Annotated in this window: 17 protein-coding genes and 1 pseudogene; all 18 read left to right on the top strand. The window is 69.9% G+C overall.

From position 1 onward, the window contains the following. The first annotated feature begins 27 nt into the window (after nt 1–27). The 18 genes and pseudogenes from hypB to BST11_RS11270 all read left to right on the top strand — a co-directional run bounded on the left by hypB (nt 28) and on the right by BST11_RS11270 (nt 16,858). On the top strand, nt 28–795 hold the full coding sequence (gene hypB, locus BST11_RS11190) for a hydrogenase nickel incorporation protein HypB (protein ID WP_083138052.1): 768 nt from the start codon (nt 28–30) through the stop codon (nt 793–795). A 302-nt stretch (nt 796–1,097) separates the two neighbouring features. Continuing rightward, nucleotides 1,098–2,153, top strand: coding sequence for an NADH-quinone oxidoreductase subunit B family protein (locus BST11_RS11195; RefSeq protein ID WP_067325005.1), 1,056 nt, complete (start codon nt 1,098–1,100; stop codon nt 2,151–2,153). Between the two features lie 51 nt (nt 2,154–2,204). Next, nucleotides 2,205–4,004 (top strand): nickel-dependent hydrogenase large subunit, encoded by a 1,800-nt coding sequence (locus BST11_RS11200; RefSeq protein ID WP_083138053.1) that lies wholly within the window; start codon nt 2,205–2,207, stop codon nt 4,002–4,004. 3 nt (nt 4,005–4,007) lie between these two features. Then, on the top strand, nt 4,008–4,943 hold the full coding sequence (locus BST11_RS11205) for a NifU family protein (protein WP_083138054.1): 936 nt from the start codon (nt 4,008–4,010) through the stop codon (nt 4,941–4,943). Next, a complete protein-coding gene (locus BST11_RS11210) occupies nt 4,940–5,608 on the top strand; it encodes a DUF5947 family protein (RefSeq protein WP_083138055.1) in 669 nt (222 codons plus the stop codon). Before BST11_RS11205 ends, BST11_RS11210 begins: the two co-directional genes overlap by 4 nt. After that, nucleotides 5,605–6,258: a DUF6084 family protein gene (locus tag BST11_RS11215; protein WP_083138056.1), complete on the top strand. Its 654-nt coding sequence runs from the start codon at nt 5,605–5,607 to the stop codon at nt 6,256–6,258. Before BST11_RS11210 ends, BST11_RS11215 begins: the two co-directional genes overlap by 4 nt. Continuing rightward, nucleotides 6,255–7,638 (top strand): annotated as a pseudogene (locus BST11_RS11220) (hypothetical protein). Before BST11_RS11215 ends, BST11_RS11220 begins: the two are co-directional and overlap by 4 nt. Continuing rightward, entirely contained in the window at nt 7,605–7,724 is a 120-nt protein-coding gene (locus BST11_RS29270; RefSeq protein WP_372509652.1) for a DUF6893 family small protein, read from the top strand. The pseudogene BST11_RS11220 and the gene BST11_RS29270 overlap by 34 nt, the downstream one beginning before the upstream one ends. Nucleotides 7,725–7,739: 15 nt before the next feature. Next, nucleotides 7,740–8,252 carry a hydrogenase maturation protease gene (locus BST11_RS11225; RefSeq protein ID WP_083138058.1) on the top strand — a complete coding sequence of 171 codons (513 nt, stop codon included), beginning with the start codon at nt 7,740–7,742 and terminating at the stop codon, nt 8,250–8,252. A 4-nt stretch (nt 8,253–8,256) separates the two neighbouring features. Continuing rightward, nucleotides 8,257–8,523, top strand: a complete 267-nt coding sequence (locus BST11_RS11230) for a HypC/HybG/HupF family hydrogenase formation chaperone (protein ID WP_083138059.1) — start codon at nt 8,257–8,259, stop codon at nt 8,521–8,523. A gap of 1 nt (nt 8,524) precedes the next feature. Then, complete coding sequence (gene hypF / locus BST11_RS11235; protein WP_083138060.1) at nt 8,525–10,954, top strand: carbamoyltransferase HypF; 2,430 nt, start codon at nt 8,525–8,527, stop codon at nt 10,952–10,954. Continuing rightward, nucleotides 10,951–11,700: a HypC/HybG/HupF family hydrogenase formation chaperone gene (locus tag BST11_RS11240; protein WP_083138061.1), complete on the top strand. Its 750-nt coding sequence runs from the start codon at nt 10,951–10,953 to the stop codon at nt 11,698–11,700. The genes hypF and BST11_RS11240 overlap by 4 nt, the downstream gene beginning before the upstream one ends. Next, nucleotides 11,697–12,368, top strand: a complete 672-nt coding sequence (locus BST11_RS11245; protein WP_083138062.1) for a D-sedoheptulose-7-phosphate isomerase — start codon at nt 11,697–11,699, stop codon at nt 12,366–12,368. Before BST11_RS11240 ends, BST11_RS11245 begins: the two co-directional genes overlap by 4 nt. Beyond that, the gene (hypE, locus tag BST11_RS11250; protein ID WP_083138063.1) at nt 12,365–13,477 is read left to right on the top strand and encodes a hydrogenase expression/formation protein HypE; all 1,113 of its coding nucleotides are present in this window, start codon (nt 12,365–12,367) and stop codon (nt 13,475–13,477) included. The genes BST11_RS11245 and hypE overlap by 4 nt, the downstream gene beginning before the upstream one ends. A gap of 25 nt (nt 13,478–13,502) precedes the next feature. Continuing rightward, nucleotides 13,503–13,775, top strand: coding sequence for a HypC/HybG/HupF family hydrogenase formation chaperone (locus tag BST11_RS11255; protein ID WP_067324982.1), 273 nt, complete (start codon nt 13,503–13,505; stop codon nt 13,773–13,775). 16 nt (nt 13,776–13,791) lie between these two features. After that, nucleotides 13,792–14,928: a hydrogenase formation protein HypD gene (gene hypD, locus BST11_RS11260; RefSeq protein WP_083138064.1), complete on the top strand. Its 1,137-nt coding sequence runs from the start codon at nt 13,792–13,794 to the stop codon at nt 14,926–14,928. Next, the gene (locus BST11_RS11265) at nt 14,925–15,710 is read left to right on the top strand and encodes a DUF6390 family protein (protein WP_264010353.1); all 786 of its coding nucleotides are present in this window, start codon (nt 14,925–14,927) and stop codon (nt 15,708–15,710) included. Before hypD ends, BST11_RS11265 begins: the two co-directional genes overlap by 4 nt. Before the next feature lie 5 nt (nt 15,711–15,715). Beyond that, nucleotides 15,716–16,858: an alkaline phosphatase family protein gene (locus BST11_RS11270; RefSeq protein WP_083138065.1), complete on the top strand. Its 1,143-nt coding sequence runs from the start codon at nt 15,716–15,718 to the stop codon at nt 16,856–16,858. Nucleotides 16,859–16,921: the final 63 nt, after the last annotated feature.

The raw sequence follows: 16,921 nt of genomic DNA on the forward strand, positions 1-16,921 counted from the left end.
AAGCGCTCCCCCGGGACGGATTTGACCATGGGTAGATTCCACCGCCACGACGACGGAACGGTGCACGCCCACGCCCACCCCGACCACCCCGAACACCAGCGCGGGGATCACAGCCGCTACCAAACGGGCAAGCAGCGCGTCGACGTGCTGGAGGCGATCTTTGCCGAAAACGACGTTCTCGCCGACGCCAACCGGGCGGCGTTCGAATCCAACGGGATCCGCGCGCTGAACCTGATGAGTTCGCCGGGATCGGGCAAGACGACCATCCTGCAGGCGACCCTCGACGAGCTCGCCGGGGAGTTCGCGATCGGGGTGATCGAGGGCGACATCGCCACGGATCTGGATGCCGCGAAGCTCAGCGGTCGCGGCGCCCAGGTGTCACTGCTCAACACCAGCAACGGGTTTGGCGGTGAATGCCATCTCGACGCGCCGATGGTCAACCGCGCGCTGCCCGGTCTCGATCTGCCCGGCCTGGACCTGGTGGTCATCGAGAACGTCGGCAATTTGGTGTGTCCGGCGGAGTTCGACGTCGGTGAGCACGCCAAGGCGATGGTCTACTCGGTGACCGAGGGCGAGGACAAGCCGCTGAAATACCCCGTGATGTTCCGGTCGGTTGATCTGTTGCTCCTCAACAAGATTGATTTGCTTCCCTATCTTGATGTCGACGCCGACGCGTACATCGCCCACGTTCGCCAGGTCAACGCGACCGCAACCATCCTGCCGGTCAGCGCCCGCACCGGCGCCGGCATGGGCGCCTGGTTCGAATGGCTGCGGCGATTCGCCGGCCGAGACTAGGGCCCGCCGGAGCCGGCGCGGCGTTCTTGCGAACCACTTGCATCACACCCGAACTGGCCGCGCGGACCAGGCCCCGGCCACCGGTCCGCCACGGTCGCCGGATCTCCCCTGAAATTCCTTGCCGCGCAGGGTAAGTCACCCCGATAATGCCGGCCATACCATACCTGTTTAGGTGCCCTAAATTGGTAACCGTTGACAACGGTTGGCGGCAGGCGTAGACCGAAGATCAGCGCCGCGCAAGCGGGCCGACGGTCGACTCCGGCGGCGTAGGAGCCTTCAGCCCGGCTCCGGAAAGCTGCGGCATGTCAACGGAAGCGGCAGTCAAAGCGGAAGAAACATTGATCCACGTTCTATGGATCAATGCGGGGCTCAGTTGTGATGGCGATTCGGTGGCGCTGACTGCCGCCACGCAGCCCAGCGTCGAGGAAATAGCCCTCGGTGCGCTGCCGGGCTTGCCGAAGATCGCCGTGCACTGGCCCCTGATCGATTTCGAATGCGGACCCACCGGGGGGGCCGACGATTTCCTCGAGTGGTTCTTCAGAGCCGATCGCGGCGAGCTCGAACCCTTCGTGCTCGTCGTCGAGGGATCCATTCCCAACGAGAAGATCAAGGACGAGGGCTACTGGTGCGGGTTCGGCAACGACCCGGCCACCGGCCAGCCGATGACCACCAGCGAGTGGCTCGACCGGTTGGCGCCCAAGGCGACCGCGATCGTGGCCGTCGGGACGTGCGCCACCTACGGCGGCATCCACGCGATGGCCGGCAACCCGACCGGCGCGATGGGCGTTCCCGACTACCTCGGCTGGGATTGGAAGAGCAAGGCCGGGATCCCGATCGTCTGCGTTCCGGGCTGCCCGATCCATCCGGACAATCTGGCCGAGACGCTGACGTATCTGCTCTACATGGCGACCGGCCAGGCGCCGATGATCCCGCTCGACGACGCGCTGCGCCCGACGTGGTTGTTCGGCGCCACCGTGCACGAAGGGTGCGACCGGGCGGGCTACTACGAGCAGGGCGACTTCGCGACCGAGTACGGGTCGCCGAAATGCATTGTCAAGCTCGGCTGTTGGGGCCCCGTCGTGAAATGCAACGTCCCGAAGCGGGGTTGGATCAACGGCGTCGGCGGCTGCCCGAACGTGGGTGGTATCTGCATCGGCTGCACCATGCCGGGCTTTCCGGACAAGTTCATGCCGTTCATGGACGAGCCGCCCGGCGGCAAGGTCTCCACGACCGCGTCGGGTCTGTATGGGTCGGTGATCCGCAGCCTGCGCGGCATCACCAATCGCACCCTGGACAAGGAACCGCGCTGGCGCCACAACGGCGACCAACTCACCACCGGAGCCCGCAGAACCTGGTGAGTACCTGGTGGGTCACGGCACTGCAATTCTCGTCAAGACGGAGAAACTTCGATGACAACTATCGTTCCCGAGCCGACCACCTCCAAGCGTGAACCCGGCCAACTCGTCGAGATGGCGTGGGACCCGATCACCAGGATCGTGGGCAGCCTCGGCATCTACACCAAGATCGATTTCGAGAACAAGGAGGTCGTCGAGTGCCACAGCACCTCGTCGATCTTCCGGGGCTACTCGATCTTCATGAAGGGCAAGGATCCGCGCGACGCCCACTTCATCACCAGCCGCATCTGCGGCATCTGCGGCGACAACCACGCCACCTGTTCGTGCTACACGCAGAACATGGCCTACGGGGTCAAGCCGCCGCACCTCGGCGAGTGGATCGTCAACCTCGGCGAGGCCGCCGAATACATGTTCGACCACAACATATTCCAGGAGAACCTGGTCGGGGTGGACTTCTGCGAGAAGATGGTCTCCGAGACCAACCCGAGTGTCCTTTCGCTGGCGGAGAAGACCCCCGCACCGCGCGCCGACGCGCACGGATACCGGACGATCGCCGACATCATGCGCTCGCTCAACCCGTTCAGCGGCGAGTTCTACCGGGAGGCGCTGGTCGTCAGCCGCTACACGCGAGAGATGTTCTGCCTCATGGAGGGTCGCCACGTGCACCCGTCCACGCTGTACCCGGGCGGGGTCGGCACCGTGGCGACCGTCCAGCTGATGACCGATTACCTGACGCGGCTGATGCGCTACGTCGAGTTCATGAAGAAGGTCGTGCCGATGCACGACGACCTGTTCGACTTCTTCTACGAGGCGCTGCCGGGCTACGAGAAGGTGGGGTTGCGCCGCACCCTGCTCGGCTGCTGGGGCTCCTTCCAGGACCCGGAGGTGTGCAACTTCGAGTACAAGGACATGGAGCGGTGGGGCAACGCGATGTTCGTCACGCCCGGCGTGGTGGTCGACGGCAAGCTGGTCACCCACTCGCTGGTGGACATCAACCTGGGCATCCGGATCCTTTTGGGCAGTTCGTATTACGACGACTGGACCGACCAGGAAATGTTCGTCAAGACCGACCCGCTCGGCAACGCGGTGGACCGGCGCCACCCGTGGAACCAGCACACCAACCCCCACCCGCAGAAGCGCGACCTGGAGGGCGGCAAGTACAGCTGGGTGATGTCGCCGCGCTGGTTCGACGGCAAGGATCATTTGGCGCTGGACACCGGTGGCGGGCCGCTGGCCCGGCTGTGGGCGACGGCGCTGGCCGGCCTGGTCGACATCGGCTACGTGCAGGCCACCGGCAACAGCGTCAAGATCAACCTGCCCAAGACCGCGCTGAAACCCCCGGTGGAACTCGAGTGGAAGATCCCGAAGCACGGCAGCAACACCATCGAGCGCGACCGGGCGCGCACCTATTTCCAGGCCTACGCGGCCGCGTGCGCGTTGCACTTCGCCGAGAAGGCGTTGGAGGAAGTGCGCGCTGGACGTACTAAGACCTGGGAGCGCTTCGAGGTGCCCGACGAGGCCATCGGTTGCGGTTTCACCGAGGCGGTGCGCGGCGTGCTGAGCCACCACATGGTGATCCGGGACGGCAAGATCGCCAACTATCACCCGTACCCGCCCACACCGTGGAATGCCAACCCGCGCGACAGCTACGGCACCCCGGGTCCGTATGAGGACGCGGTGCAAGGGCAGCCGATCTTCGAGGAGAACGGCCGGGACAACTTCAAGGGCATCGACGTCATGCGCACGGTGCGCAGCTTCGACCCGTGCCTGCCGTGTGGCGTGCACATGTACCTGGGCAAGGGCAAGACCCTCGACAGACTGCACACCCCAACGCAGTCACCATCAGCGGAGTGACGCATGGCGGATCGCCCGGAGGAATCCCCGAAGGCCTCAGACGAAGACGCGCAGTGGCGCACGGCGGGCGATCGGATCCAGACACTCCTGGATTCCTGCGCGGCGAGCGGCCCCGCCGCCCATGAACGCGCCCAGCAGTTGGTGCGCGAGGTGGTCGGCCTCTACGGGGCCGGACTGGAACGGATCATGCGGGGAGGCGACCCCGGTTTGGCCGAGCGGCTGGCCACCGACGACCTGGTGGCCAGCCTGCTCCTGGTGCACGGTCTGCACCCGCATGACGTGCGGCGGCGGGTATCCGACGCCCTGGACCGGGTGCGCCCCTACCTCGGTTCCCACGGCGGTGACGTCGATCTGCTGGACATCACCGACGGTGTCGACGGCCAGACCGTGCGGCTGGCCTTTCAGGGCAGCTGTAAGAGCTGCCCGTCGTCGGCGGTGACGCTGGAGCTGGCCGTCGAGGACGCGGTCCGTGCGGCGGCCCCGGAGGTCTCGACGATCGAGGTGGTGACGGCCTCGACCGGGGTGGCCCCCGGCGTGATCTCTGCCGAATCGCTGATGGCGCACGTGAAGTCGAATGGCCACGCCGTCGACTGGCACCCGGTGCCCGAGGTCGCCGAGGTGACGCCCGGTGAGGTGGCGGGCTTCCTGGTCGGCGGGACAACGATGCTGGCGTGCCGGGTGGACGGCACCGCGCCGCCCTTGGCCTATCGCGACCGCTGTCCGGTGTGTGACGATTCGCTCGCGGGCGCGACCCTGCGCGGGGCGCTGCTGGAATGCCCGCGCTGTCACTCGCGTTTCGACGTCGCGCACGCCGGCGCCGGCGTCGGCGTCGATGTCGATGTCGGTGTCGGGGCAAACCTCGAACCCCTTCCGCTGCTGTACCGCGACGGCGTGCTGTCGGTGGCGCTGCGGGACCAAGCGATGGGGGCGCCGGCATGATCCCCGCCGCCAGTCCGTTCGAGGTGCTCAGCCGCATCACCAACGGTCGGCGCGCCCCGCAGCCGGCCGGCGAACGCTGTGAGATGTGCTCGGAGCCGATTCCCGGCGAGCACCAGCACGTCGTGCAGGTGGCCGCCCGGCAGCTGATGTGTGTCTGCCGGGCCTGTTATCTGTTGTTCACCGACCGCAACGCCGACCTGCGCTACCGATCGGTGCCGGACCGGTATCTGGCTTTCCCGGATTTCGCGCTGGACCGCCGCGCGTGGGAGGCATTCCAGATTCCGGTCGGCGTGGCGTTCTTCTTCACCAACTCCGCGCTGGGCCGCACCGTCGCGTTCTACCCCGGCCCGGCCGGAGCGACCGAATCCGAACTCGACCTGGACGCCTGGAACGCCGTCGCCGGCGCCGACTCACGGGTGGGCCTGCTCGCCGACGACGTCGAGGCCCTGCTGGTCCGCGTGCCCGAGGGCGACGGCGGCGACGGCAGCGACGGCGGCCGGCCGGAAAGCTATCTGGTCCCGATCGACGCCTGCTACGAATTCGTCGGGCACCTGCGCACGCTCTGGCGAGGCTTCGACGGCGGGCAGGAGGCACGGGCGTTCATCGACGGCTTCTTTGCCGACGTCAAGGCGCGCGCGCGCCAAACCCCCGGGGGGCCACCATGACCGGAGCGCACATGGACGTGAACTTCGCCGTGCTCGACGTCGCGCCCGAACCGTACACCGTGAGCCCGGTGCTGACCGCGCGCGTCGGCGTCGCCGCCGGTGCAGCGGACCCGGTGCACGCCATCGCGCTGCGCTGCCAGGTGCGGATCGAGCCCTTGCGGCGGTCCTACTCCGACGCCGAAGCCGCCGGGCTCATCGACCTGTTCGGGCCCCGTGAGCGCTGGGCCACCACCCAACGCACCTTCCTTTGGCAGCATTGCACGGCGATGGTGCCGGGCTTCACCGGCAACACGTCGGTGGCGCTTCCGCTGGACTGCACCTACGACTTCGAGGTCGCCGCGGCCAAGTACCTGCACGCGCTGCGCCACGGCGCGCTGCCGCTCCAGTTCCTGTTCAGCGGAACGATGTTCGTCAAGTCCGAACGCGGGTTCTGGGTGCAGCAGGTGCCGTGGGACCGCGAGCATCGCTACGACATGCCCGTGTCCGTCTGGCGCGACTTGATGGCACAGCACTATCCGAACACCGGCTGGGTGCGCCTCGGGCACGAGACCATAGCGGCGCTGGCCGCCTACAAGTCGGCGCAGGGGCTGCTCGACCTCGACCATGCGATCACCTCGCTGCTGGACAGCGAGCGGGAGACGACACGGTGACCCCCGCGACCCCGAATTGGGACCGGGCCCGCGCCGTCGCCGACGCGGTGCTCTACGAGGGCTATCTGCTCTATCCGTACCGCGGGACGTCGAGCAAGAACCAATCACGTTGGCAGTTCGGCGTTTTGGGTCCACCCGGCGCCGCGGACGCGGGACTGGGCGAGGACGACGCCCTCGCGGCGCAGTTCCTGGTGGACGGCGCCCGGGCGGTGACCCTGACCGTCCGGTTTCTGCAGTTGCAGCACCGCCGCGCGGAACGCGAGGTCGCCCCCGGCGAGTTCGAGCCCGTCGGCGAGCTGACCACCCCGGGCGGGGCGTGGCTCACCTGGGACGAGGCGGTCGAACGCGAACTGTCCCTCGGGCCGCTCCCCATCGACGACGAGCCTTGCACGCTGGCTCTGGAGGCCGGCGCGGCAACCGACGTCGAATTCGTCGACGGCGGGCGCCTGGTGCGCCAGCGCCAGGAGGTGCTCGGCGCCCTGACGGTCGCCAGCGAACCCGACGGCGACCTGCGCCGGGTGTCGGTGCGGGTGGGCAACGTGGGCGACGGGGCACGCGACCGCGGCGATGCGACGGCGCGGTCCATGATCGGGACCCACGTCATCGCCGAAGTCGTCGGCGGCCGGTTCGTGTCGCTGCTCGAACCGCCGCCGGGCGCCGGGGGCGCCGTGTCGCGGTGCCGGCAGCACCGTTGCTTTCCGGTGCTGGCCGGTCCGCCGGGCGCCGACGACATCCTGCTGATCTCGCCGATCATCCTCTACGACCACCCCGAGGTCGCCGAGCAGAGCGACACCGCGCTGTACGACTGCACGGAGATCGACGAGATCCTCACGCTGCGCGTCATGACGATGACCGACGAGGAGAAGGCGCAGGCCCGGGCCACCGATCCGCGCGCCGCACGGATCATCGACCAGTGCGACGCCATGTCCCCCGACGCGATGGCGCGCCTGCACGGTGTGCTTCGCGGCCCGCACGGAATCCCGGGGCTGGTGCCGGAGATACCCGCGGGCCCCAAGGACTTGGACTGGTGGGATCCGTTGGCCGACAACGCCGTGCGGCCCGAGATCGACGCCGTGCTGGTGAACGGGGTCCGGGTCGCCCGCGGCAGCCGCGTCCGGTTGCGGCCCCGCCGCCACGCCGACGCGCAGGACATCTTCGTCGCGGGCAAGACGGCCCGCGTCACCTCCGTGCACGAGGACGTGGAGGGCAACAAGCACGTCGGGGTCGTCGTCGACGACGATCCCGCCGCGGACCTGCATGATTGGTACGGCCGCTACCTGTACTTCTCCCCCGACGAAGTAGAGCCACTCGAAACTGGACAACCCGCGGTGTGAAAGGAGTTCGAAATGGAAGTCTTGGGTTGGGTGTTCATCGCCCTGATCGCGCTGGTGGTCGGGGTGGCGCTGGTGCTCGGACTGGTGTCTCTGCCCGATGCCCGGCGCTACCTCAAACTGAGGCGCATGTAGCCGGCCGGACGCCCCGTGACAACGCGCATCCTGGTGGCCGGCATCGGCAATATCTTCCTGGGGGACGACGGATTCGGCTGTGAAGTGGTCCGCAACGCCGACATCCCGCGGGACGATTCGAGCGTGCGCGTCGTCGACTACGGCATCAGGGGCATGCACCTGGCCTACGACCTGCTCGAGGACTGGGACACGGTGGTTCTCGTGGACGCCGTGCCCAACCGCGGCAGCCCGGGCACGCTGCACGTCTTCCGGGCCGATCTCGAAGCCGACCACGCATCGGGTTCGGCCGCAATCGGCATGGACGGCCACAGCATGGACCCCGCGGCGGTGTTCGCCAGCCTGCGGGCGTTGGGGGGCAACCCGCCCTACACCGTCGTCGTCGGGTGCGAGGCGGGCAGCGTCGAGGAGGGCATCGGGCTCACCGCGCCCGTGGCCGAGGCCGTCCCCCGCGCCGCGCGGGCCGTCGGCGAACTCGTCGCGGCGTTGAAAACGTCGCGCGCGCGGGCGTCGTCGCGAGGGGGGTGTTGAGGCCGTGTGTCTGGGCATACCCGGTCAGGTGATCCGCATGCTGGACGGTTACGAGGGGCAGCTCGCGCTGGTCGACGTCACCGGGGAGCAACGCAGGATCAACGTCGGCATGCTGCCGGAAGAGACGTTCGCGCCCGGCGATTGGATCATCATCCACATGGGCTTCGCCATCGAGAAGACGGACCGGGCCGGCGCCGAGGCGGCCATGGCCGGCCTGGAGCTGATGGGCCGCGGCGGCGGCGGACCGACGGGCGCCCCGGGGGGCGATTGAGATGACCGACGCCCCCCTGCTGCTCCGGAGCGAGACCGTCCGGCAGCGCTTCACCGTGACCGGTGTCGTTCAGGGGGTCGGCTTTCGCCCGTTCGTCCACCGCATCGCCACCGAGCTCGGCCTGGCGGGCTGCGTCGGCAACGATTCCGGGTCGGTGTTCCTGGAGGTGCAGGGCGAGCGCGCACGCGTCGACGACTTCGCCCGCCGGCTGCGCGCCGAGGCGCCGCCGCTGGCGCGGATCGGCAGCGTCACCGTGACCGACCTCGGCCTGGACACCCAAAGCGGCGCCCTCGGACGCGGCTTCCGGATTGTAGAAAGCCGGGTAAGCACGGTAGGCCGGGTAAGCGGGCCGCTCACCGTGGGGCAAGCGGCGACGACGCCGATCCCGCCGGACATCGCGGTGTGCGACGACTGTGTCCATGAATTGTTCGACCCGCGCGACCGGCGATACCGGCACCCGTTCGTGACCTGCACCAACTGCGGGCCGCGGTTCACCATCATCCGGGGGTTGCCGTACGACCGCCCGGCCACCACCATGTCGGCGTTCGCGATGTGCGACCGGTGCGCCGCCGAGTACCGCGACCCGGCCGACCGCCGCTTCCACGCGCAGCCGATCGCCTGCCCCGATTGCGGTCCGTCGCTGTGGTTTTCGCCGGCGGCCGGGCCGTCCACCGGGCGGGTGACCGGCTCGGATGCCGCGCTGGCGGCCACCCAGCGTGCGCTGGCGGGAGGCGCCGTCGTCGCCATCAAGGGCATCGGCGGCTACCACCTCGCCTGCGCGGTCGACGACGACGCGGCGGTCGGCGCGCTGCGAGCGCGAAAGGCCCGCGGCGCCAAGCCCTTCGCCATGCTGGTCCGCGACCTCGCCGTGGCGCGCCGCTACGCGCACGTCGACGCCGACGAGGCCGCCGCGCTGTCGAGTCCCGCCCGCCCGATAGTGTTGCTGCGGCGGCTTTCCCGAGACGACACCGCGCCGATCGCCGCGGCCGTCGCCCCGGGCAGCCCCCGGCTCGGGCTGATGCTGCCGTACTCCCCCATCCATCACCTGCTCCTGGCCCCCGTGCCCGGCGACCCGGCGCGGGTGCCCGACGCGCTGGTGCTCACCAGCGCCAATCGCTCCGACGAGCCGATCTGCTTCACGGATGCCGATGCCGCCGAGCGGCTTCCGGGGTTGTGCGATGCGGTGCTCGATCACGACCGGACGATCCACGTGCCCTGCGATGATTCCGTGGTGCGCGTCGTCGGGGACGAAGAGGGGCCGCGGGAGCTGCCGATCCGCCGGTCCCGCGGGTATGCGCCCCTCCCGATCGATCTCGGGCGCCCCGGCCCGAGCGTGCTCGCGGTGGGCGGGGAACTGAAGAACACGTTCTGCCTCACCGACGGCTCCCGCGCCTACCTGTCCGGCCACATCGGCGACATGGCCACCTGGGAGACCCTGCGCGCGTTCGAACGCGCGGTGGATCAGCTCACCGAAATCCGCGGCGCCCCGGCGCGCATCGCCGCCGACCTGCATCCCGGCTACCACACCCGGGACTGGGCGGAGCGCCGTGCGGGCGAGCGGCCGCTGGATCTCGTCCAGCACCACCACGCGCACGTCGTCTCGCTGCTGGCCGAGCATGGCCGCATCGGGGAACCCGTCGTCGGGGTGTCCTTCGACGGGACCGGCTACGGCCGCGACCAAACCATCTGGGGCGGTGAGATCCTCGCCCTCGGGACCGACAGCCACCGGTTCGCCCGCGTCGGCCACCTGCTGCCCGTGCCGCTGCCGGGCGGCGACGCCGCGGTGCGCAACCCATGGCGGACGGCGCTATCCCAACTGTGGTCCGCCGGCATCGAGTGGACCCCGGATCTGGCGCCGGTGACGGCCGCGACGCCGGACGAATTGCGCCTTACCCGTTCACAATTGGAGAGCGGCGCCGGCTGTGTGCCGTGCTCGAGCATGGGCCGGCTGTTCGACGCCGTCGCCTCCCTGCTCGGGGTGCGGCACCGGATCGACTACGAGGGCCAGGCCGCCGTCGAACTCGAGGCGCTCGCGGAAGGGGCGGGCGCGGGGGCCGGGCCGTCGCTGCCGCTGACGGTGCGGGCCGACGGGGTGATCGATCCGACCACCATGGTGCAGACGATGGTGGCGGCCCTGTACGCCGGCACGCCGCCCGCGACGCTGGCCCTGGCGTTCCACGAGGCGGTCGCGGACTGCGTCGCCAAGGTGGTCGCGCAGGTGGCCGGCGAAACCCGGCTGGTGGGCCTCACCGGCGGGGTTTTCCAGAACGTGCTGCTGCTGCGGGCATGCCGGAAGCGGCTGCAACGCAACGGGTTCGAGGTGCTGACCCACCACATCGTCCCGCCCAACGACGGCGGCCTGGCGCTGGGTCAGGCCACGATCTCGATGCTGACGGGCCTGCAAGAGCACCGGGAGGAGACCGAACCATGACCACCACCGCCATCGATCGCGGGCTGGGCGCCGAGTTGGCCGAGGATTTGGCCGCCACCGCGTTCACGCTCGCCAAGCGTTTCGCCGCCGGCGCCACCATGTGGTCGATCGCGCCCTCGTGGGAACCGCACGCGCTGCACATCGCCGTCGAGTTCGTGCACCCGGTGATCATGGGCAAGCGGGCGCTGCCGGCGGTGGCGCTGACCGGGCCCGACCTGGTGGACCTGGTCCGGGTGTCGGTGCGGCCCGGCGACATCGTGGTCGCGGTCGCCGGCGCCGACGACCCGCAGGTGCGCTCCGTGATGCGCCGCGCCCCCGCGTGGGGCGCCACCACGATCTGGATCGGCAGCGGCGAGCGGCCATCCGCCGGCGGCTTCACAGCCAGCCCGGCGGACCACCTGCTCTGGCTCGACGACCCCGACCCGCGGGTGCCCGCGACCGGCGGCTTCGTGCTGTTCTATCACCTGCTGTGGGAGCTGACCCACGTGTGCTTCGAGCACTCCGGGCTGCTCAAAGACGGCTCGTCGGGCTCCGACGAAGATGGAGCCGTTTGCGTCACGTGCAGCGACGAGGGCCGCCTCGGTGAGGTGGTCGGCGCATCGGAAAGCGGCCAGGCCGCGGTGCGCACCGCGCGCGGCGTCGAGACCGTGGTCACCGCGCTCGTCGATCCGGTCGGCCCCGGCGACCTGGTCATCGTGCACGCCGGCACGGCGATCAGCAGGCTGGAAGACGAGGAGGGCCGATGAGCAGCCCGGACGAACCCACCAACTTCCTGTACCCGTTCATCGACGCGCAGGAGGACAATCCCGAGGCGCTGCTGGCCGACCTGGCGGCGTCCGCGCAGGCCAAGGCGTCCGAAAGCCTGGCGCTGCGCCGCTCCACCCTCGAGGCCAACGCGGGCCAGCTCGACGCGGCCGCGGCCGAGGCGGCGCGCCGGTTCGCCGTGGGCGGGCGGATGTTCACGTTCGGAAACGGCGGCAGCTGCACCGATTCCACCACCCTGGCAAGGCTGTTCGCCCGCCCGCCGGTCGGCAGGCCGCTGCCGGCCTGGCCCCTGACCGCCGATCAGGCGATCCTGACCGCGCTGGGCAACGACGTCGGCTTCGAGCTGGTGTTCGCCCGGCAGCTGATCGCCCGCGCCAAGCCCGGCGACATCGCCGTCGCCATGTCGACCAGCGGGGGCTCCCCCAACCTGCTCACCGCGCTGGCCGAGGCGCGCCAGCGCGGCCTCTACACCATCGGTTTCGCCGGCTACAACGGCGGCGCCTTCGTCGACAACCCAAACGTAAACGCCTGCTTCGTCGTCCGGTCGCAAAGCGTGCACCGCATCCAGGAATCGCAGGCGCTGCTCGGCTACCAGCTCTGGTTGAGCGTGCACGAACGCCTCGGCGACAAAGGTTTGGGGGCGGCATGAGCAACTCCGCGCGTGAATACCTTTCGTCGGGGCCGCGGTTCGACGAGGGCGAGGTGATCGAACGCATCGAGTCCTTCCGCAGGCGCCGCCCCAGGCTGCTCGACGACCACGTCACCCTCGCGCACGGGGCGGGCGGCAAGGCGTCGGCGGCGCTGGTGGACGCGGTATTCGTGGAGGCATTTCGCAACCCCGTGCTGGAGTCGCTGGGCGACGGCGCGGTGCTGGCGCTGCCCAGCGGCGAGCGGCTGGCCATGTCGACGGACTCATTCGTGGTGGCGCCCAGGCGCTTTCCCGGCGGTTCGATCGGCCAACTCGCCGTCCACGGCACCTGCAACGATCTCGCGATGGCCGGTGCCGTGCCGTCGTGGATCTCGGCGGCGTTCGTGATCGAGGAGGGCTTTGCGGTCGCCGAATTGAAGGAGATCGTCGCCGACATGGCCGCCGCGGCCGCGGCCGCGGGGGTGCAGATCGTCACCGGTGACACCAAGGTGGTGCCCAAGGGTGCGGCCGACGGGCTTTTCGTCACCACCACCGGGGCCGGCGTCGTCCCCGCCGGGCGAACGCTCTCGCCGGCGTCGGTGCGCCCCGGCGACACGGTGCTGTTGTCCGGGTCGATCGGCGACCACGGCATGGCCGTCATGCTCGCCCGGGGCGACCTGGCCATCGAGGCCGATATCGCCTCCGACACCGCCTGCCTCAGCCCCCTGGTCGAACTGCTGCTGGCGGCCGCCCCGTCGACCCGGTGGATGCGCGACGCGACCCGGGGCGGGATGGGCACGGTGTGCAACGAGCTCGCCCAGGCGTGCGGTCTGGGGGTGCTGCTCGACGAGGAGCGACTGCCCGTGCGGCCCACGGTGACGGGCGCCTGCGAGTTGCTCGGCATCGACCCGCTGTACGTCGCCAACGAGGGCAAGTTCGTCGCCGTCGTCGCGCCGGATGAGGCCGACGCGGGGCTGGCCGCGCTGCGCTCCCATCCGCTGGGCGCCGAGGCGGCCCAGGTCGGGGAAATCGTCACCGAACCCGCCGAAAGCGTGGTGCTGCGTACCGGATTCGGCGGCACCCGGATCGTCGACATGCTCGTCGGCGATCCGTTACCGAGGATCTGCTGAGGGAGCTACGAGGAGAGGCGAAGACATGTGTCTTGGGATTCCGGGCCGGATCGTCGAAATCACCGATCCCGCCAACTATCTGGCGAAGGTCGACGTCAGCGGCGTACAACGCTCGATCAGCGTGCGGCTGCTCGAAGACGACATGCCCGAACCCGACGACTGGGTCCTGGTCCACGTCGGGTTCGCCATGGCCAAGATCGACGAGACCGAGGCGCTGCTCACCCTGGCCGCCATCAAGAAACTCGGCGATGCGTACACGACCGAAATGGACGCCTTCGACTCGTCGGCGATCGTCTGACAGAGGGGACACAGCAATGAAGTTCGTCGACGAGTTCCGCGATCCCGCCGCCGCCCGCAAGCTGCTGGCCGCCATAGGGAATTTGGCGCGCCTGTCCGGTGACGCGGAGCAATTCAAGTTCATGGAGGTGTGCGGCGGGCACACGCACACCATCTACCGGCACGGCATCGAACACCTGCTGCCCGACAACGTGGAGCTGGTGCACGGGCCGGGTTGCCCGGTCTGCGTCATCCCGATGGGCCGCATCGACGACGCGATGTGGCTGGCCGGCCGGCCCGACGTGATCTTCACGTGTTTCGGCGACATGATGCGGGTGCCCGGGTCGAACGGGAGCCTGCTGCACGCCAAGGCGCGGGGTGCCGACGTACGGTTCGTCTACTCCCCGCTGGACGCGCTGAAGGTCGCCGTCGACAACCCGGACAAGCAGGTGGTGTTTTTCGCCATCGGCTTCGAGACCACCGCGCCCTCGACCGCGGTCACGCTGGTCCGCGCCCGGGACATGGGCGTGGCCAATTTCAGCGTCTTCTGCAATCACGTCACGATCGTGCCGCCGATCCGGGCCATCCTCGAATCGCCGGACTTGCGGCTGTCGGGATTCATCGGCCCCGGGCACGTGTCGACGGTGGTGGGCAATCGCCCGTACCGGTTCGTGCCGGAGGTGTACCGAAAGCCGTTGGTGGTGGCCGGCTTCGAGCCGCTGGACATCCTGGCCGCGGTCGCGATGCTGCTGACCCAGATCCGCGAGGGCCGCTGCGAGGTGGAAAACCAGTACAAGCGCGTGGTGCCCGAGCACGGCAACCCCGCCGCGCTGGCGCTGATGGGCAAGGTGTTCGCGCTGCGCCCCCACTTCGAATGGCGCGGCTTGGGGTTCATTTCGCAAAGCGCGCTGCGGCTGCACGACGATTTCGCGGAGTTCGACGCGGAGCTGCGGTTCGCGATGCCCGGCGTGCGGGTCGCCGACCCCAAGGCCTGCCAGTGCGGCGAGGTGCTCAAGGGGGTGCTCAAGCCTTGGGAGTGCAAGGTTTTCGGCACCGCGTGCACCCCCGAGACCCCGATCGGGACGTGCATGGTCTCCGCGGAGGGGGCCTGTGCGGCCTACTACAACTTCGGCCGCATGCATAAGGACGCGGTCAAGCTGGTGGCGCGCACTTGACCGACACGAGCGGCCTGCCGGCCGGTCCCGAGATGTTCGCCCGCTACGCGTATGCCCCCAACGCGCTGGGCTACTGCGGCCCCCCGCTGGGCGCGACGCTGCGCGACGGGACGGTCGACGAGGTACGCAGCGCGGCAACGAAATTCTCCGGGGCCTGGCCGTACCTGCGCGTGCTGTCGGCGCTGAGCGGCATCCCCGATCCGCTGGATCACCGGCTCGTCGAGTCGTATTGGCTCGGCGGCGGCGTCGGCGCCGGGCTGGATCCGCGCGAGTTCTTCGAAGCGCTGCTGTCGATCATCGGTCCGCAGGCGGGGCGGTACTGGACGCACCTCACGGCGGACCTGGCCGGCGAGGCCGGCGCGAACCACTGCTTTCACGTGTTCGGCGTGTATCCCTGGACGCGGTTTCTCGGCAGGGGTCTCGACGAGCAACCGCTGCGTGTGCTGGACAGCTGCCGAATCACCTGGGGCACAGTGGTTTCCCGGTCCGCAGAAACCGTCGAGGTGTCGTCCCGGCGGCTCGTCTTCGACGGTAGCGTGTTGACGCTGTCGGAGGCCTCGACACGGCGGCTGGCGGTCTGGGCCGACGGGTACAGCGCGGTGCCCGACGTGGCCGTCGGCGACGAGGTCGCGGTGCACTGGGACCGGCTGTGCGGCCGGTTGTCGCCGGAACAGGTTCGTGCGCTCGCCGACAGCACCGAGCGTCAGCTGCGGGTGACCAGTCGGCGGCTAGCGGCCGTGCCGGGCGAAGCGGGTCACCGCGGTCAGCGCGTGCCACACTGACCGGCATGCCCGGTTCGATCTGCGACGTGCTGCCCGCCGCCGCCGCGCTGCTCGGGGCGCCCGGCGCCACCGACGGCCTGGGCCTCACCGAATCGGTCGGTCCGGTCGATCGCGTCGCGGTCGTGCTGATCGACGGGATGGGCTGGCACCTGCTGCCCGAGCTGGCGGACTCGTCGGCTTCCGCGGCGCCCCTGCTCGCCTCGGTGCTCGCCGGCGGCACCGGGTGGCTGCGCGAACTCACCTGCACCTTTCCGTCCACCACGCCGAGCAGCCTGGTGTCGTTGGGCACCGGGGCCCCGCCCGGCGAGCACGGTGTCCTGGGTTTCACGCTCAACGTGCCCGGCACCGACCGCGTGCTCACCCACATCCTGTGGCGCCCGGACCCGACCTGGGACCCGGCGCCCGACACGTGGCAACCGCTGCCCACCTGGTTCCAGCGCCTGCGGGGGGCGGGCATCGCTGCGCGCGCCGTGCTGCCCGCGCCGTTCATCGGCAGCGGGCTGACCGACGCGGCCTACCGCGGCGCCGACTTTCGGCCGACCCGGCGGCCGGACGACTACGCCGCACGGTTGGCCGGCGAGCTGAACGCGGCGCCGGGACTGGTCTACGGCTACACCGCCGCCCTGGACACCGCCGCCCACGTGTTCGGCATCGGTTCGCCGGCGTGGCATGAGGCGGCGGCCCGTGTCGATACGCTGCTGACCCGGCTGATCGAGGCGCTGCCGCCGAACGCGGCGCTGCTGGTGACCGCCGACCACGGCGGCCTCAACGTCCCGCCCGACGCGCGCGTCGACATCGACACCGACCCGCGGCTGGCCGCGGGACTGCGGGTGGTCGCCGGCGAACCGCGGGTGCGCTACCTGCACACCGAACCCGGGGCGGCCGACGACGTGCGGGCGGCCTGGTGCGAGGTGCTCGACGGCCGGGCGCAAATCTACGGGCGCGATGAGGCGGTGGCCACGGGCATGTTCGGGCCGGTCGCCCCGGCGCATTTGGCACGGATCGGCGACGTCGTGGTCGTGTGCACCGGCGACACGGCCATCCTGGCGACCGGCCACGAGCCCCCGGAATCCGCGCGGCTCATCGGATTTCACGGCGGTCCCAGCCCGGCCGAGATGGCCATCCCGCTGATCGCCTGGCACGGTTGACGGCCGGCGGGCCACCGGCCCCACCCCCCGGCCGCCGATAGTTTTTTTGCAAATCGATTGCAT

The sequence above is a fragment of the Mycobacterium alsense genome (genome assembly GCF_002086635.1).
GTDB classification, from domain to species: Bacteria; Actinomycetota; Actinomycetes; order Mycobacteriales; family Mycobacteriaceae; genus Mycobacterium; species Mycobacterium alsense.

What these genes read in the sequence shown, in the direction of transcription:
- BST11_RS11240 (WP_083138061.1), top strand. Translation starts at nt 10,951, where the DNA reads ATGACCACCACCGCCATCGATCGCGGGCTGGGCGCCGAGTTGGCCGAG.
- BST11_RS11270 (WP_083138065.1), top strand. Translation starts at nt 15,716, where the DNA reads ATGCCCGGTTCGATCTGCGACGTGCTGCCCGCCGCCGCCGCGCTGCTC.
- hypB (WP_083138052.1), top strand. Translation starts at nt 28, where the DNA reads ATGGGTAGATTCCACCGCCACGACGACGGAACGGTGCACGCCCACGCC.
- BST11_RS11200 (WP_083138053.1), top strand. Translation starts at nt 2,205, where the DNA reads ATGACAACTATCGTTCCCGAGCCGACCACCTCCAAGCGTGAACCCGGC.
- BST11_RS11245 (WP_083138062.1), top strand. Translation starts at nt 11,697, where the DNA reads ATGAGCAGCCCGGACGAACCCACCAACTTCCTGTACCCGTTCATCGAC.
- hypD (WP_083138064.1), top strand. Translation starts at nt 13,792, where the DNA reads ATGAAGTTCGTCGACGAGTTCCGCGATCCCGCCGCCGCCCGCAAGCTG.
- BST11_RS11215 (WP_083138056.1), top strand. Translation starts at nt 5,605, where the DNA reads ATGACCGGAGCGCACATGGACGTGAACTTCGCCGTGCTCGACGTCGCG.
- BST11_RS11205 (WP_083138054.1), top strand. Translation starts at nt 4,008, where the DNA reads ATGGCGGATCGCCCGGAGGAATCCCCGAAGGCCTCAGACGAAGACGCG.
- BST11_RS11195 (WP_067325005.1), top strand. Translation starts at nt 1,098, where the DNA reads ATGTCAACGGAAGCGGCAGTCAAAGCGGAAGAAACATTGATCCACGTT.
- BST11_RS11210 (WP_083138055.1), top strand. Translation starts at nt 4,940, where the DNA reads ATGATCCCCGCCGCCAGTCCGTTCGAGGTGCTCAGCCGCATCACCAAC.
- hypF (WP_083138060.1), top strand. Translation starts at nt 8,525, where the DNA reads ATGACCGACGCCCCCCTGCTGCTCCGGAGCGAGACCGTCCGGCAGCGC.
- BST11_RS11255 (WP_067324982.1), top strand. Translation starts at nt 13,503, where the DNA reads ATGTGTCTTGGGATTCCGGGCCGGATCGTCGAAATCACCGATCCCGCC.
- BST11_RS29270 (WP_372509652.1), top strand. Translation starts at nt 7,605, where the DNA reads ATGGAAGTCTTGGGTTGGGTGTTCATCGCCCTGATCGCGCTGGTGGTC.
- hypE (WP_083138063.1), top strand. Translation starts at nt 12,365, where the DNA reads ATGAGCAACTCCGCGCGTGAATACCTTTCGTCGGGGCCGCGGTTCGAC.